Source organism: Hyphomonas sp. (assembly GCF_013823385.1).
Classification (GTDB): domain Bacteria; phylum Pseudomonadota; class Alphaproteobacteria; order Caulobacterales; family Hyphomonadaceae; genus Hyphomonas.
The window spans coordinates 48,907-64,546 of record NZ_PNMA01000019.1; the positions used below are offsets into that span (position 1 = coordinate 48,907).

At 63.3% G+C, this 15,640-nt stretch carries 18 protein-coding genes; 8 read left to right on the plus strand and 10 right to left on the minus strand.

Annotated features, from left to right (window positions below; genetic code table 11):
* Nucleotides 1-171: 171 nt before the first annotated feature.
* The gene (gene miaA / locus C0456_RS12185; RefSeq protein ID WP_291052358.1) at nucleotides 172-1,122 is read right to left on the minus strand and encodes a tRNA (adenosine(37)-N6)-dimethylallyltransferase MiaA; all 951 of its coding nucleotides are present in this window, start codon (nucleotides 1,120-1,122) and stop codon (nucleotides 172-174) included.
* 80 nt (nucleotides 1,123-1,202) lie between these two features.
* Between miaA and serB the strand changes: the two genes are divergently transcribed.
* Entirely contained in the window at nucleotides 1,203-2,102 is a 900-nt protein-coding gene (gene serB, locus C0456_RS12190; RefSeq protein ID WP_367179263.1) for a phosphoserine phosphatase SerB, read from the plus strand.
* 6 nt (nucleotides 2,103-2,108) lie between these two features.
* Nucleotides 2,109-2,579 (plus strand): NUDIX domain-containing protein, encoded by a 471-nt coding sequence (locus C0456_RS12195; RefSeq protein WP_291052363.1) that lies wholly within the window; start codon nucleotides 2,109-2,111, stop codon nucleotides 2,577-2,579.
* Here the strand turns inward: C0456_RS12195 and C0456_RS12200 are convergent.
* The 5 genes from C0456_RS12200 to C0456_RS12220 form a co-directional block, all read right to left on the minus strand.
* Nucleotides 2,558-3,331, minus strand: a complete 774-nt coding sequence (locus C0456_RS12200; protein ID WP_291052366.1) for a murein L,D-transpeptidase family protein — start codon at nucleotides 3,329-3,331, stop codon at nucleotides 2,558-2,560. The two genes, C0456_RS12195 and C0456_RS12200, sit on opposite strands and share 22 nt — an antisense overlap.
* A gap of 105 nt (nucleotides 3,332-3,436) precedes the next feature.
* Entirely contained in the window at nucleotides 3,437-4,171 is a 735-nt protein-coding gene (locus tag C0456_RS12205) for an EAL domain-containing protein (RefSeq protein ID WP_367179264.1), read from the minus strand.
* A 309-nt stretch (nucleotides 4,172-4,480) separates the two neighbouring features.
* On the minus strand, nucleotides 4,481-5,134 hold the full coding sequence (gene pgsA, locus C0456_RS12210; RefSeq protein ID WP_291052372.1) for a CDP-diacylglycerol--glycerol-3-phosphate 3-phosphatidyltransferase: 654 nt from the start codon (nucleotides 5,132-5,134) through the stop codon (nucleotides 4,481-4,483).
* A 46-nt stretch (nucleotides 5,135-5,180) separates the two neighbouring features.
* Complete coding sequence (locus C0456_RS12215) at nucleotides 5,181-6,716, minus strand: pilus assembly protein TadG-related protein (protein WP_291052374.1); 1,536 nt, start codon at nucleotides 6,714-6,716, stop codon at nucleotides 5,181-5,183.
* Nucleotides 6,717-6,761: 45 nt separating this feature from the next.
* Entirely contained in the window at nucleotides 6,762-8,219 is a 1,458-nt protein-coding gene (locus tag C0456_RS12220; protein WP_291052377.1) for a TadE/TadG family type IV pilus assembly protein, read from the minus strand.
* An 82-nt stretch (nucleotides 8,220-8,301) separates the two neighbouring features.
* On the opposite strand from C0456_RS12220, the gene C0456_RS12225 reads away from it, so the two are divergent.
* The gene (locus C0456_RS12225) at nucleotides 8,302-9,129 is read left to right on the plus strand and encodes a thymidylate synthase (RefSeq protein ID WP_367179265.1); all 828 of its coding nucleotides are present in this window, start codon (nucleotides 8,302-8,304) and stop codon (nucleotides 9,127-9,129) included.
* 6 nt (nucleotides 9,130-9,135) lie between these two features.
* Here the strand turns inward: C0456_RS12225 and C0456_RS12230 are convergent, their stop codons facing one another.
* The gene (locus C0456_RS12230) at nucleotides 9,136-9,492 is read right to left on the minus strand and encodes a carboxymuconolactone decarboxylase family protein (protein ID WP_291052382.1); all 357 of its coding nucleotides are present in this window, start codon (nucleotides 9,490-9,492) and stop codon (nucleotides 9,136-9,138) included.
* A gap of 121 nt (nucleotides 9,493-9,613) precedes the next feature.
* Nucleotides 9,614-10,126: a hypothetical protein gene (locus C0456_RS12235; RefSeq protein WP_291052385.1), complete on the minus strand. Its 513-nt coding sequence runs from the start codon at nucleotides 10,124-10,126 to the stop codon at nucleotides 9,614-9,616.
* A gap of 149 nt (nucleotides 10,127-10,275) precedes the next feature.
* On the opposite strand from C0456_RS12235, the gene aqpZ reads away from it, so the two are divergent.
* Entirely contained in the window at nucleotides 10,276-10,956 is a 681-nt protein-coding gene (gene aqpZ, locus C0456_RS12240; protein ID WP_291052387.1) for an aquaporin Z, read from the plus strand.
* A 322-nt stretch (nucleotides 10,957-11,278) separates the two neighbouring features.
* On the opposite strand, the gene C0456_RS12245 is transcribed toward aqpZ, so the two are convergent.
* Nucleotides 11,279-11,941, minus strand: coding sequence for a VUT family protein (locus C0456_RS12245; protein ID WP_291052388.1), 663 nt, complete (start codon nucleotides 11,939-11,941; stop codon nucleotides 11,279-11,281).
* Nucleotides 11,942-12,081: 140 nt separating this feature from the next.
* Here C0456_RS12245 and C0456_RS12250 point away from each other — a divergent pair, with 140 nt between their 5' ends.
* From C0456_RS12250 to C0456_RS12265, 4 genes are all read left to right on the plus strand, one after another.
* Nucleotides 12,082-12,612 carry a dihydrofolate reductase gene (locus tag C0456_RS12250; protein WP_291052390.1) on the plus strand — a complete coding sequence of 177 codons (531 nt, stop codon included), beginning with the start codon at nucleotides 12,082-12,084 and terminating at the stop codon, nucleotides 12,610-12,612.
* 129 nt (nucleotides 12,613-12,741) lie between these two features.
* The gene (locus tag C0456_RS12255) at nucleotides 12,742-13,149 is read left to right on the plus strand and encodes a hypothetical protein (protein ID WP_291052393.1); all 408 of its coding nucleotides are present in this window, start codon (nucleotides 12,742-12,744) and stop codon (nucleotides 13,147-13,149) included.
* Nucleotides 13,150-13,505: 356 nt separating this feature from the next.
* The gene (locus C0456_RS12260; protein WP_291052395.1) at nucleotides 13,506-14,429 is read left to right on the plus strand and encodes an SMP-30/gluconolactonase/LRE family protein; all 924 of its coding nucleotides are present in this window, start codon (nucleotides 13,506-13,508) and stop codon (nucleotides 14,427-14,429) included.
* Between the two features lie 184 nt (nucleotides 14,430-14,613).
* Nucleotides 14,614-15,138, plus strand: coding sequence for a DsrE family protein (locus C0456_RS12265; protein WP_291052398.1), 525 nt, complete (start codon nucleotides 14,614-14,616; stop codon nucleotides 15,136-15,138).
* A 3-nt stretch (nucleotides 15,139-15,141) separates the two neighbouring features.
* Here the strand turns inward: C0456_RS12265 and C0456_RS12270 are convergent, their stop codons facing one another.
* The gene (locus tag C0456_RS12270) at nucleotides 15,142-15,585 is read right to left on the minus strand and encodes a RidA family protein (RefSeq protein ID WP_291052401.1); all 444 of its coding nucleotides are present in this window, start codon (nucleotides 15,583-15,585) and stop codon (nucleotides 15,142-15,144) included.
* Between the last annotated feature and the right edge of the window lie 55 nt (nucleotides 15,586-15,640).

A 15,640-nucleotide genomic window follows, 5' to 3' on the forward strand; every position in this document is an offset into this window, starting at 1 on the left:
GAGGGGGTTTTCTGCGTAGGGTTAAATGAAGGGTCGTCCAAAAGAAAAAGGGCCTCCGGAGGAAGCCCTTTTGTGCGCGCACCCGCAACTGCCTGGTCGAAGGGCAGCTACGGGCACTTAAGGATTACTACGTTTCTGACGCGCACTTTGCGTTTCCTCAATTCTGGTAGTTCAGGCATAATCTTCCGTGTGAGCCGTGTCAATCTCACGATATAGGGCAAAAATAACCCTCAACCGATCCCCGATTTCAGGCGAAGGGATGCGCGGCCAGAACGGAAACTGCCGCCCGATCCAGGTAAACTGCCTTTTGGCATAACGTCTTGTGTCCCGCTTGGCATTCTCGGCGGCTTCTTCGGCGCTGATCTCTCCCCGCACAAAGGCGGCCAGCCAGGGCATGCCATGGGCCTTCATGGCGGGCAGTTCCGGATCAAGATCGCGGGCCACCAGCGCGCGGGCCTCAGCCATCGCGCCCTGCATCAGCATCCCCTCAAACCGCCGGTCGATCTTCTTGTAGAGCGCCGATCGCGGCGGGGTGAGGGCATAGCCCACCCATTCGCCATCCTTCAGCACCGGCGGCTGGCGTTCTGTCTGGAAATCGCTGAGCGGCCGCCCGGTCGCCAGCCACACTTCATAGGCCCGCGCCAGGCGCTGCTTGTCGCCGGTGCCAAGGCGCTCTGCCAGGTCCGGATCATGCGGCGCAAGGCGCGCCCGCAGCCCGTCAGCGCCCTCAGTGTCGGAAATCTGCTTCACTTCGGCCCGGATGTCGTCAGGCACCGGCGGAATGTCGGAAAGCCCCTGCGTGAGGGCGAGAAGGTAGAGCCCCGTACCCCCCACGATCACCGCATGCTTGTTCTGCCGCTGCAATCTTTTCAGCACGCCGCGCGCCGCCTCCAGCCATTCGCCGGTCGAATAGCGCGCCGCCGCGTCGACATAGCCGAACAGATGATGCGGCACGCCGTCCATCTCTTCTTCGGTCGGACGGGCAGAAATTACCTGCAGGTCGCGGTAAACCTGCATGGAATCGGCATTGATTACCTCCCCGCCCAGCTTGCGGGCGACTTCTATTGCAAGGGCGGTTTTTCCGCTGGCCGTCGGGCCGTGTATCAGGATGGCAGGGTGCATCTGGTACAACTAAGGACTTGCGGGCCTTGAGGAAAGCCACCTAGAGACGGCGAGTTTTCAAGAGGGCCTCCGGCATGAAGATGGATTGGGTTCTGGTGGCAGCCGCCGGCACGGCAGAAGCCCGGCTCCCGGCGCTGACAGCATCCGCCGTAAAGGCCGCTGGCGGCGCGGCGGGCGAATGGACCTCTCTGGCTGAAGGCGACCCCCTCCATGCCGGCTTCCTTCCCTTTGCGGCGAGCGGGGAAGGGGCTGCAGAGCTGCGCCGCAGAATCGAAGCGGCCGGCCCGGTTGATGCCGCCATCATGCCGGCGGCCCGGTTTGGCCGCAAACGCCTCCTCATCTCGGACATGGACTCCACCATAATCGGCCAGGAATGCATCGACGAGATCGCTGACGCCGTGGGCCTCAAGGCCAGGATCTCCGAAATCACCGAACGCGCCATGCGCGGCGAGCTGGATTTCGAAGCCGCCCTCACCGAGCGCGTCTCGATGCTGAAGGGCCTCCCCCTCGGCGCCCTCGCGCGCACGCTGGAGGAACGCATCACCCTCAATCCCGGCGCCCGCACCCTCATCGCCACCATGAAGGCCAACGGCGCCCGCACGCTGCTCGTCTCCGGCGGCTTCACCTATTTCACCTCGCGCGTCGCCGAGCTTGCCGGTTTTGAAAGCCATCAGGGCAACACGCTGATCGATGACGGCGCCGCCCTCACCGGCGAAGTCGGCCGCCCCATCCTCGGCCGCGAAGCCAAGCGCGCGGCCCTGATCGAGGCCGCCGCCGCCCTCGGCGCCACGCCCGAAGAGACCATCGCCATGGGGGACGGGGCCAATGATCTGGATATGATCCGCGCTTCCGGCCTCGGTGTCGCCTATAAGGCAAAGCCCGTGGTCGCGGCTGAAGCCACCGGCGCCATCCGCCATACGGACTTGACGGCAGCCCTCTTCTTCCAAGGATACAAGGCGTCCGAATTTGTCCGGGAATGACCGGAAATGTCCAAGATCCGTACCCGCCTTTTCCAGTCCTGGTTCCGCCTCAGCCGCCCGATGACGCTCGGTGTGCGCGCGGCAGTGGAGAATGAGGCCGGTCATGTTTTCCTGGTGCGCCACACTTACATGAGCGGCTGGTTCATGCCCGGTGGCGGCATAGAGAGGGGCGAACCTGCGCTCGACGCGCTCCACCGGGAACTGGTCGAGGAAGCCGGCGTCAAGCTCGTGACGGAGCCCCGCCTCGTCAGCGTCTACTCAAACCACCACAACTTCCCGAACGACCATGTCCTGCTCTACCGCGTGCCCTGGGGCAGCTGGGAGCCGGTCAAGGCCACCTCACGCGGCGAAATCGCCGAGACAGCCTGGGTCAACCCGGCTGCGCCCCCAGACGGGATCACACGCGGCACGCGCCTGCGGCTGGAAGAACTCTATGGCGGCCTGCCGGTCTCGCCCTATTGGGCGCCCCGCACCTGATAGGCGCCGCCGCGAACGCTGATGGCGGGCACCTTGCCGCTCGCCGCGAAACTGTCCCAGGCCGGCTTCAGGCTCTGCCAGAAGGCGGCATGCGCGCTGGCTGACTGCGCCGCCATGTTCGCCTCCGTCATCGGGAAGGGGAAGATGTGAACCTTTACGCCAGACTGCCCGCCCTCAAACGCGGCCTGCATCAGCGTCCAGATTTCCTCGATCACCGGATCGGTCATCGCAAAGCAGCCCACCGACACACATGATCCGTGTACCATCAGGAAACTGCCTGTGCGGCCATTGGCCCGGTCAAAGGCATTGGGATAGCCGAGGTTGAAGGAGAGGTGAAAGCTGGAAGCCGGGTTCATCTGGCCGGGCTTCACCGTATAGAACCCCTCCGGCGCCTGCAGATCGCCCTCGCGCATCTTCGGGCCCAGCCCGCCGGACATCGCGCAGACCGGCCAGGTCCGGTAGGGCTGAAACCGTCCGTCCGCGTCCTGAACATAGGCAGTCAGCGCCGCCGGTTCCTTGGTGATCTGCAGGAAAACCGGGCTGCCAAGTGTCAGCCCCCTTTCCGCCAGGGCCGCTTTCACGCCGCTGGCCTGCGCCGCATAGGCCGCGTTTGAGCGCGCCGTCTGCGGCACCGTTCCGGCATGGGCAAACGCAAACAGCGCCGGCAGGCACAGGAAGGTCAGCATCGCGAAAAGGATCGCAATGATGTTGGGTTGCGGGCGGCGGCGATGGGTTGAGCGGCGCTGGGTCATGGCTCGCCCAGCTTCACCCCAAATGTGGCTGAAGCCGGGCATAATCTGGGAAAGTCCGGCTTAAATATCCGTCATCCGTCGACGGTCATTTCTGCTGGCGTCACATCAGATTGCCGAACGGCTTCTCTGTTCCGGGACTGCCCCAGGGGGCTGCAGCGGCGCGAGGGACGCCAGGGAGGGGCCTGCCAGAAAATACCCCTGCATCAGCTCCACGCCCATATCCCGGAGAACTTCCATTTCCCCGAGGGTTTCCACGCCTTCGCAAATGACCTCAATGCCCAGGTCGCGCAGCATCCTGAGGGTCGGGGCAAGTATGGTCCGTTTGACGCGGTCTGTATCGATGCTGCGGATCAGGTCCATGTCGATTTTCACGATGTCGGGCTGAAACTTCGACAGGAGGCCAAGCCCGGCATAGCCCGCCCCGAAATCATCAATCGCCGTCAGGAACCCCATTGAGCGATAGGTCCGCAGAATGTTGAGAAGGTGGCCCGTGTCGAGTTTCTCGGCCTCCGTGAACTCGAACATGATCTTCTGGAGCGGAAACCCATACTGCATGGCGGTGGTCAGCGTCATGCGGATGCAGGCGCGCGGCTCGTAAATGGCATTGGGAAGAAAGTTGATCGACAGCAGGCTGCCCGCCTCGGCGATCTTCAGGCCAGCGGCCAGTTCGATAGCCTTCACCCGGCAGGTCTGATCGAAGGCGTAGCGGTTTTCATCCGAAACGGTTTTCAGGACATCTCCTGCCGATTGCCCCTCTGTTCCGCGCACCAGGGCTTCCTGCGCGAACACGGTTCCGTCGGCTATGCGGATGATCGGCTGGAATGCCATCGTGATCGGCATTTCAAAGCCAGCGCCATCCCGGCATCCCCTGCACTTTACCTGCTCGTTCACCTTGCAACCCCGCTCCGAAGCCAGAGAGCTTGAATAAATGCAAAGGGTTAAGATCCCGGTGAACCCGGCTGCCCATCAACTAAGAGAGGGCGTTAATGTGCCGTTAAGAATTGCGGCGTAATCTGGGCACATGTCGGGTTTACCCCTCCCGCCATATTGAATGACGACCCTGCAAATCGGCGGCCCGCACTCTCCCGCGCATAAGCCCGCCCATCGACGTCAGCGCCGGTCTGCTTCCCCAGGCCGGCGTTTTCGTGTTCAGCGCTCGCCGCTTTTGACCGCCTTCACATATTGCGCGCCGGTGAGCAGGGAGAGCCCGGCCGCCACCCAGAGGCCCAGCACCAGCGCCCCGGTTACCAGCGCGCTCCAGTGCAGCCCGCCGCCGCTGGCCGGTGTCTCGGGCAGCGGCCACAGCGCGAGGGGCAGCATCAGCCCGGTGATCGCCATCATCTCGGCCGCCGTCTTCCATTTCGCCAGCTTGGAAGGCGCGACGATCCCGGCCGCTTCCGGCCGCGTGCGCAGCCAGGTCATGAATATGTCCCGCGCGAGGATCAGCGCGGCGGGGATGTAGATCAGCCAGGTCTTCAGCGCCAGGGCGAGCGCGATCAGGGCCGCCCCCACCAGCAGCTTGTCGGCGATCGGGTCGAGCCACACGCCAAACCGGCTTTCCGCCTTGAAGGCGCGTGCCGCCCAGCCATCCAGGAAATCCGTCAGCATCCCCGAAATGAAGGCCAGCAGGCCGAACTGGTGCCAGAGCTGCTGGAAGGTGGCATAGCGCTGGCGCTCCAGCCCCGTCACGCCCGCATCGGCCAGCAGCGGCTCGATGCCGGACGCCTTGAAGGCAGCAAACAGAACCAGCGCCGCAAACACGCAGCGGGAAATCGTCAGGGCGTTGGGGATCCAGGCAAACATGCCGCTCCGTCTGCCAGCGGCAGGCAGCCCCGGCAATGGGCTCTGTTCACTGTTTCAGGCGCAGGTCTGAAATCGAGCGGGCAATCGAGCGGTAAACCTCGATCAGCTCCTGACCACTCTCCGCGCTGAAGGCGTGGCCGGGGGAGGTTGCGCAATATTCCAGGATGGTGCGCCCGTCGCCCGTCCGCGCCACGCCGGAGGGCACCTGAAACCCGACCGTATAGATCTGGATCCGGCGGTTTGACGCCTTCATCGCATCGCAGAGGTCCATCGACTGGCGGAACGAGTTCTTGGACGCGGTGGGGTGTTCGATGTTGAACTCCCCGTCGGTCATCAGGATCACGGCCTTGGAGGTCTGCGGCTCCCGGTAGGGCAGGGGCGTGGAGGCTTCCGGCCAGATGCCGGCCCATTCCGGCGAGACCAGATACCAGCCCCAGGCAATGCCGAGATGCCCCGCCGTGCCGCCTTCGGCGATGAGGCCATTCACATGCGCCTTGAGGGCAGTCTTGTCTTCCGTCAGCGGCACGGGGCCAGACGGCATGCAGGTGCCATGGCGCCCTTCATAAGCGCCCACGCCATAGCCGGTCGCGTTCTGGTTTTCCACATTCTGCCAGCCATCATATTTGCTGGTGCTGCCGGCGGAGAAATTCCAGCGCGGATTGCCCGCGCCGATCCACGCGCCGGGGCCCGGCGCGGCATCACTGGCTGCCAGCGCTCCGGTACGCTCATGCACGCAGCTGTCACTGAGGCCCGTATCGGCAAAGAACCGCCGCTGCGCATTCCACGTCCAGCTCGAATTGCGCCCGCAACTCCAGCTCGTGCAGGTGCCGCGCTGGTAGTAGAAGAAGCGCCGCCCGCTGTCCTGATCGATCATCCGCTTGGTATTGTGGCTGTTATAGCGGCTCTGCGCGGTGGAATTTGATCCGTCAGCAGGCAGAGTAATGGTCTCGGTCACCTGGTTGATATATGGGCCCGCATTCAGCGAGTGATTATAGCTGGTGATGGCAAGGCGCACCGAGCCATCCCGTTCCCGGCTGTCGGGCAGCAACTCGTCGATGGCCGCCACCGCCGCCGTCTTCAGCTGCGCCAGCCGGTTATAGCTGTTCATTGATCCGGATACGTCGAATATGAACGCCACATCCAGCTTGCCGACGCCATAGGTGGAGGTGGAGTCCACCCGGAACTCCAGCTTGTCATGTCCGATCAGGCTGGAAATATAGGTTATCTGCTCGCAGCGGACGGAGCCGTGGATGTCGAAATTCGCTTCGTCGAAACTGACGGCCACCGGCTGGCAGGCAAGGCCCCCGCCCTGATCCTCGAACAGGGCCTTCGCATAGTTCTGCACATCGGTGGTCACTTCGGCCGCCGTGTTGCCGGCCTGCCGCCCCAGCGCGCCGGCCAGCACGGCCGAGTCCAGCGCAGCCTGAACCTTCGATTTCTGGCGCACCGTATTCTGAAGGTCGATGGCAATGCCCGCCATCGCAATGATGCAGGGAATGACGAAGGCTGCGATCATCGCCACATTCCCGCCCTCGGCGCGCAACAGCACGCGGAGGCGGGAGGTGGGGCGGCAAAGGCGCATCTCTATGTCACTGCTCTGCAGGCAGAAGGGTTTGCGGGCTTCCGGTCAGCGCGAGATGCGCAGATCGGAGATGGAGCGGGCGATCTCCTTGTACGCTTCGGTCAGCTCCTGGCCGTTGCTCGGCTTGTAGGCAAAGGCCGGGTTCGTGGCGCAATACGCCAGCACTTCCTGGCCTGCCTTGGGCGCGCTGAAGGCCACCGTGTAGATCACGATCTCTTTCTTTTTCATCTCGTCGCAGATCGCGCGGGCTTGGGTCGCCGAGTTCGGGTTGCCGCTGCCGGGGCGAACCTGATTGTACTCACCGTCAGACATCATGATGACAACCTTGGTGGCATCGGGCTCGTCATAGGGCAGTGCCTTGGAACCGGCCGGCCACACATTGTTCCATTCCGGCGAGACCAGATACCAGCCCCAGGCCGTACCGATATGGCCGGCGGTATTGCCGCGCGGCGTCATCTTGTTGATGAAGTTCAACAGGTCATCACGGTTATAGGTCAGCGGCACCGGAAGATCATAGTTGCACCAGAGGCTCGTGCCATTGTCGGTCGACCATGTGTCCGTATACGGGTTGAATGTCGCTGAGACCCCTCGCAGCCATCGGCCGATGGCTGGGCCACGATCAGTATACCGGTCGGCTCCCTCCCGTTCCCAGACGCAAGTGGAAGAGATGTTGTAGGTGCGGGTGGCGTTATTTTCCTTCACCGCGTAGTTCCACTCGGTGCACGTGCCCGACTTGTTTTGTTTCTTGCAGGTCGTCTTCTCGTAGATCGGCCCTTTATACACTTCCGTACGCACCGGATCCGCGTTCGTCACCGCTTTGAAATACGGGCCGGCATTGACCATCGTGTCATAGGACACCATCGCCAGGCGCACATCTTCCGGGTCGCCCGGATAGCCATCAACCGGCAGCAGCGTATTGACGGCTTCCTTCGCCGCAACCTTGAGGTTGGTCATCCGGCTGCTAGAGCTCATCGAGCCCGAGACGTCAAACACGAAGGCGATTTCCAGCTTGCCGATGCCATAGGTGGCGGCGGAGGAAACGGTGAAGTCGAGCGTCTTGATGCCCACCACATTGGACAGCGTCGTGCGCTGCTCACAGCTGGCATAGCCTTCGAGTTCCTCGGTTTCTTCGAGATAGGTAAGTTCGATCTTGGTGCAGGTCAGGCCGCTATTGTTCGACTGGTTCAGGATGCCGTTGAAATAATCATTGGCTTCCTTCAGCGTGTAGGCCTTGTCCTTGCCGTCCTGCATGGATTTGGTCGCGGCCAGAACCGCGCTGTCGACGGCCTGCTGAACCCGCGCTTTCTGGGTGGTCGTCACCTGGAAATCGATGGCAAAGCCAGCAATCCCGACAATCGGAATGATGGTCAGCGCTGCGATGATCGCAACATTGCCCTTTTCATTGGCGGCAAACTTCAAATGGCCGGTTTTCATGTTGACCCTCTGTCCCATCCATACGGCCGGGATCTGGGCCAGATGCGTGCCCCCCATGTCCCCGGTCATGGCTGGGTTATGACAGATCTGGGTTTCTGCCCCGTGCGATCGGGATGATGAAATTTGCCCCGCGGGTTTGGAATCTGTTAACCTGGCCTCCGCGCGAATCGAGAGGCCTCGCCCCATGCAGCAATATCACGCCCTTCTGAAGGACATCCTGGAAAACGGCCACCAGCGCGGCGACCGCACAGGCGTCGGCACGATCGGCGTCTTCGGCCGCCAGATGCGGTTTGACCTCTCCGAAGGCTTCCCGATGGTCACCACCAAGCGCCTCCACCTGCGCTCGATCATCATCGAACTGCTCTGGTTCCTGAAGGGCGACACCAACATCGCCTATCTCAAGGAAAACGGCGTCTCCATCTGGGATGAGTGGGCCGACGAGAAGGGCGATCTCGGCCCCGTCTATGGCAAACAGTGGCGCAGCTGGGCCGCCCCGAACGGCGAAACCATCGACCAGATCCAGTGGGTGCTGAACGAAATCCGCACCAATCCCAATTCCCGCCGCCTCATCGTCTCGGCCTGGAATCCGGCCGATGTGAACGACATGGCCTTGCCGCCCTGCCATTGCCTGTTCCAGTTCAATGTCATGGACGGCAAGCTCAACTGCCAGCTTTACCAGCGCTCGGCGGACGTTTTCCTCGGCGTACCGTTCAACATCGCCTCCTACGCCCTGTTGACGCTGATGATGGCCCGCGCCACCGGCCTTCAGCCCGGCGAGTTCGTCCACACCTTCGGCGACGCGCACCTCTATCTGAACCATCTGGAACAGGCCGAGCTGCAGCTGACGCGCGAGCCGCGCGCCCTGCCGACGATCTGGCTGAACCCGGAGAAGACCGGTCTCTTTGGCTGGGAATATGAGGATTTCCGCGTCGACGGCTATAATCCCCATCCCCATATCAAGGCGCCCGTGGCGGTCTGACGCGCCTCAGTCGTCCTGAAGGGCCTGCCAGGCGGTCCAGGCATCGCCCGCATACATCAGGCTTGGCCCGCCACCCATATAAACAGTCATCGCCAGGGTTTCGGCCACCTCGTCATCCGTGGCGCCAAGGCGTTTCAGGGCCTTGGTGTGGAAGCCGATACAGCCGTCACAGTGTGTGGCAATGCCGATGGCAAGGGCAATCAGTTCCTTGGTCTTCTTGTCGAGCGCGCCATCTGCCAGCGCGGCTTTGGAGAGCGCGCTGAACTGGGTAAGCGCATCGGCCGCCCCCGTGCGCCGCAGGCCGGCGAGGCCTTCATTGATGGCGCCGGTGATGGCGGCGTAGTCCTTGGTGCCTGAAGACATGATTGCGGCTCCTTGCTGTCTGGGCGTGAAAATTCCGGGCGCGGGCGCCCCCCGCTCCTCAACTGGCGGCGCCGGCCGGCTGATCCAATAGGGGAATGCCCCTAGACCTTGTGGCCCTGACCTATTCGCTCAGCAACTCGCAATGGATGAAGCCGCCGGTCTCCACTGCGATCGGCAGGGCTTCCTCGAACTGCGTACAATACACCATCGGCCCGGCGCTGCGGGCCACCCCCGCGCTCACCCTCACCTGCGGATCACCGCTCACCTCGCGCGCCACCTGTCCGGCGTCAAACCGCCCGGCCAGCGTGACAGACTGGTTGCGCACGCTGATCTGGCGTTCTTCCCGCCCCAGATTGACCGGCGCCTCGCCCCGCCGGGCCTTGCCGAAATAGTCCGCCTCCACGGTCAGCTTCACGCCTGCAGCGTCCAGCGCCCGGCTGACGTCGCTGGATACCGTCACATCCAGCCGGAAGGGCAGGGCCGCCGGGCGCGGGTCGTAAGCGCTGGCGCCTGGCACTGTGATCGCGGCTGAGGCCCCGCTGGGGGCAGGCGCATCGGCTTCGTTCCGGTCCGGGCTGTGCCCACAGGCCGCCAGCAGCAGGGCCGGCAGGAGAAGGACGGTCAAACGCGTCATCAGCAGAACTCCTTGTCTTCCAGACAGTTGCGGCCACCGGCTTTTCTGGCAAGCCCCAGATTGCGGCTTGCCGCAACGGTAGAAGCTCTGCATCCTGACATTGGCTTGCGGCGGCATTAAGACCGGCCCGGCCCATCTAGGAGGCATCCATGAAAACCCTGATTGCTGAACTGATCGGCACGTTCGCCCTTGTCCTGCTGGGCTGCGGTTCGGCCGTCCTCGCGGGAGGCGAGGTTGGCCAGCTGGGAATAGCTTTCGCTTTCGGCCTGGCCATCGTCGCCATGGCCTATGGCATCGGCCCCATCTCGGGCTGTCACGTCAATCCTGCGGTCAGCTTCGGCGCGTTCATCGCCGGGCGGATGACGCTGAATTCCATGCTGCAATACTGGCTTGCCCAGTTCATCGGGGCGATCCTCGGCGCGGCCGTCCTCTATCTCATCGCCTCGGGCAAGGCCGGGTATGATCTGGCCGCCAACGGGCTTGGCCAGAATGGCTGGGGGCCGGGTTATCTTGGCGAATACAGCCTGGTTGCGGCGCTGGTATTTGAAGTCGTGGCCACCTTCCTGTTCCTGGTGGTGATCCTCGGCTCCACCCAGAAATCAGCCCCCGGCATGGTGGCCGGTCTCGCCATCGGCCTGACGCTGGCGGTCATCCACATTGTCGGCATCCAGGTCACCGGCGTGTCGGTAAACCCCGCCCGCAGCCTCGGCCCGGCGGTGTTTGTCGGCGGCCCGGCGATTTCCCAGCTCTGGCTGTTCTTCGTCGCCCCCCTCATCGGCGCGGCGCTTGCCGGTCTCCTCTTCCGCCAGAAACTTCTGGAGACGGAGTAAAGTTGGCTGCCGCCCAGCCGGTTTTGTGACTGCGTCACCCTCGGCGGGCGTCAGCCCGTCTGAGGGCCCATCTCCTGCCGCTTCATCGTTTCGCAGCGATGAGATAGCACATGATGGGCCCTCAGATCGCCTTTGGCGATCGAGGGTGACGACGGATCAAAGCCAGCATCAATCCGGAGCTTATGGCCAGGCGCCCGACAAGCAAAGCGCAGGCGCAGGTGCCGCGAGCCTTGGCTCGCGATCAGCACCGAGCAATACAAGCAAGGCGCGGGCGCAGCGGCGCTGAGACCGCAGGGCTCAGCCATAGCCGCGAGCAATTCATCTAAGCCTCATAGGGCGAGACCAGCCCCTTATCCTCGCGCCGGCGGATCACGTATGAAACGATCACCGCGCCCACCATCTTGCCGATGACAAAAACAATCCAGTTTACCGGATGCAGCATATTGCCTGGCTCGGCGCCCAGCTGCATCTGCTGGGCAATGTCGGCGCCATAGAGGAACACCGTTGTATCCACCGGGGAGGCCAGCGCGCTGGAAATCAGGATGCGTGTCGACAGACGGTATTTGGTGAAAGTGTAAACCATCCAGTCGACAAGTTCTGACACGGCAAATGCAATTCCGCTCGCCAGCGCAATCACCGGCCAGGAATAGAAAAACGACCACGCCACCGCGATCGCCATCAGGATCAGAACCTTGTGTCCCATCTCCCGTTGCACGAAGTCGCGGATGACAAACACCATGCCGGTCACCATCGTCATCGGGTGCAGCGCCACGCCCGGCGCATAGTCCCCGCCCGGCGCGATGATCTGGGCCTGGGGGATCACACTGAACGACCAGTTCAGGAAGGGAATCAGCGCCACATAGATGAAAGCCCAGAACCGTCCGTTCAGAAACCAGATGGCGCAAAAGGTGAGCAGCAGCGCGCCCAGCGCCGGCCCAAGTAACTGGGGCTGACCATTAGTCAGGACCGATACGAGTTCAGACATTTATGAGCGTTCCCCCGCTGTGCCAGTTTAATACAGTTGCCGCTGCTTTCGATGCTTGCTTAAACCATGCTCTCGGAGCGAGGAAGCGGGCAATGGGGAGCACGCCAGTCGGACTGATGTGAAAGATAACAACAAGAACAATGCCCATCGAAGTCAAACTCTGCCTGATCGTTGCGCAGGCGCGCAACCGGGTCATCGGCACGTCCGGCCGCCTTCCCTGGCGCCTGAAGGATGACATGGCATTCTTCAAGGCGACCACCATGGGCGCTCCCATCATCATGGGTCGCAAGACCTGGGAAAGTTTCCCCAAACGCCCGCTGCCCGGCCGCGAAAACATCGTGCTGACGCGTGACTGGGACTATGACGCGGCCGCCGCGCGCGTCTATTCCAGCTTCCCGGCAGCGATGAACGCCGCCCGCGCCATCGCCACGCGCGAAGGCAAGGACGAGGCCTTCGTCATCGGCGGCGCAGAGATCTATGGCCTCGCGCTTCCCTTCGCCGACCGCATCTACCTCACCGAGGTCGAAGCCGAGGTCGAAGGCGATGCCCACTTCCCGCAGCTCGACATGCGGCATTGGCTGAGCGACGAAGTCGCCACCCATACGGCCGGGGAGGGCAATGACCACGCCTTCACCATCCGCCGCCTCGACCGCGTCTCCGCCCGGGTCTGAGCGCGGGCCACTCTTATCCAACAAATCCTGCCCCCTCCGCCCAAAAAATCCTCAACCCGATCAACCCCCTGAAATTTTTTTCGGTAAACTCTGTCCACCCCCTCCGGCCCCGGGCGTACACTCACGCCCATGATCAACCTCGCCGCCCTGCACCGTGTCCGCAAACACCCCGCCTTCGCGGCGTATTTCGACTTCGTGCTGCCGATCTTCTGGCCGGTGGTGTTCTGGTATCTCCTGCGCGTCGCCGATTCTGTGGACGCGCGCCGATGCGGCGAGGTGCTCGTCTTCGTCCATTGGTGGGGCGGCATCGAAATCACCTATTACGGCGACCCGGCCCCCAGCCCCTCCGCCTACAGACCACTCACCCCCATGCGCAAAGCCTGGGATGATCCGGCGTGGGAAACCTCGGTTCCCGTTTTCCTTGGCGCCGAGGCAAGCGCTGTTATCTTCCCCTGCTTTAGCGGGGGAAGTGGCAGACCGCGCAGCGGACTGACGAAGGGGGCCTGCGCCCTCTCCCCACACGCCGACACCTCCTAGCGCAGACCTGACCCCAAATTCAGCCAATCAAACCGGCCAGCCCCCGCTGCGTCCGGCCAAAACGGCTGCCTGAAACAAACCCCTCATCAAGCCGCGAGAAACCCCACCCCATCCCTCCCCATAGTCATGGGGAGGGGGTCAGGCCGCTCTCCGCCGAAACGCTGGTTCGCCCCGCAACGCCACAGGCCCCCTCCCCATGACTATGGGGAGGGATGGGGTGGGGCAGGGTGAGGAAAGAACGCAATCGCCCGGCAAGTCGCCCCCACCCCCACCCCCTCACCTCGCGGCAGCGATGGACACCGGCGCCGCCCCCGCCTTACCCTCCCGCAAAAGAAACGTCCGGGAGGAACAAGCGCATGGATTTTGAAGTCATCGGCTCCGGCCTCGGTTTTCCCGAAGGCCCGGTCGTCATGGAAGACGGCTCGGTCATCATCGTCGAGATCCAGCGCGGCTGCATCTCCCGCCTCTGGGGCGGGGGCAAGCGCGAGGTGATCGCCACCCCCGGCGGGGGCCCCAACGGCCTCGCCATCGGTCCGGACGGCGCCCTCTATTGCTGCAACAATGGCGGCTTTGAATATCACGAGGTCGGCGGCCTCACGATCCCCGGCAACTGCCCGCCCGATTATCCCGGCGGCCGTATCGAGCGGATCGACCTCTCCACCGGCAAGGTGGACCGCCTCTATGACGCTGTCGATGGCAATTCCCTGCGCGGCCCCAATGACATCGTGTTTGATAAAGAAGGCGGCTTCTATTTCACCGATCTCGGCAAGGGCTTCTCCCGCACCCGCGATCATGGCGGCGTCTATTATGCAAAGCCCGATGGCTCCCTCATCAAGGAAGTGGACTATCACCACATCTCCCCCAATGGCTGCGGCCTCTCGCCGGACGGGAAAACCCTCTACTTCGCTGACACGATGACCGCCCGCCTCTGGGCCTTCGCGCTGACCGGTCCCGGTGAATACACGCCCCACAAGCCCCCCTTCCTGCGCGGCCGCGTAATTACGGGGCAGGCGGAGCTTTGCTATTTCGACAGCCTCGCGGTCGCTGCCTCCGGAAATGTCTGTGTGGCAACAATTCTCAAGAATGGCGGCTATGGCGGCATCACCACCATCACGCCCGAAGGCAAATCCACCTTCACCGAAATCCCGGACCCCTTCGTCACCAACATCGCCTTTGGCGGGGCAGACATGCGCGACGCCTATATCTGCGCCTCGGGCACCGGCCAGCTGATCAAGACCCGCTGGGCAGAGCCCGGCCTGAAACTCAACTATAACGCCTGATCCCCTTCAAAGCCCCTTCTCCTGCGGGAGAAGGGGTTGGGGATGAGGGGGGCGCTCCCTCTGCGTCAAAACGCATTCCTCGCGGCGTGGCCCGGCTGTTCCTAAATCCCAATCCAGCCTGTTCCCAAGCCCGCCCGCCCATGCCATGCTCCCCGGCACCATCCATCCTCCGGAGCCCTCTGCCATGCGCCGCACATTTGCCCTTCTGCCCGTTCTCATTGCCCTTGCCGCCGCGCCCGCTCTGGCCGGCCCGCAGGATTTTCAGGAAGGCGCTGTCATCCCCGGCTATGGCAAATTTGCCCCGGTGACCGATCCCTCGATCACGCCGGCCTCTGTCTTCAAGATTGTCTATGATGTCTCCGCCGCCGAGGCCGGAAAGCCAAATGCCAGCCTCGACCGGGTGGCCCGCTTCCTCAACATGGCTGCCGCCGCCGGCGTTCCGGCGGGGAATGTCCAGCTTGCGGTCGTCGTTCATGGCCCGGCCACGGAAGACCTGCGCAAGACCCTGAAGGATGGCTCACCCAATCTGAGTGCGGAGCTTGTCACCGCGCTGATCGAAGCGGGCGTCTCGGTTCAGCTCTGCGGCCAGGCTGCTGTCATGCGGGATGCCGCCGCCGAAGACCTGATTGAGGGCGTCACCATCACCCTCTCGGCGATGACTGCCCACGCCCAGCTCCAGCAGCAGGGCTATACGCTCAACCCGTTCTAGGGCTTACCGCCCCGCAATACACTCCACCTCCACCAGCGCCCCGAACGGCAGCGCGGACACCGCCACGGCCGTCCGCGCCGGGGGCGGCACATCTGTGAAATACTCCGCATACACCTCATTCATCGGGCCGTATTGCGCGATGTCGGTCATGAACACGGTGCATTTGAGAAGGTCGCCCATCGCGCCGCCAGCCTTCTCCAGATTGCCTTTCACCGCGTCCATCGCCTGCCGCGTGGCCTCTTTCACATCGCCCGTCTCGCTGCGCCCGATCACGCCGGCCAGATACAACGTCTCCCCATGGGCCACCGCCGCGCTGTACAGCGCATTGCCCGGCACCAGCACCGTCTTGCCCGCCGGCGGCAGAGCCGGCGCGCCCGCCTCCGTCACCGAAACACACCCCGCCAGAAGCGCAGCCCCCACCGCCGCAACCAAACCCGAAATTCTCATGAAGCAGCGCTCCTTCTCATCATCACGCAACACCGTAGGGCGGGTTCGCCAGAGG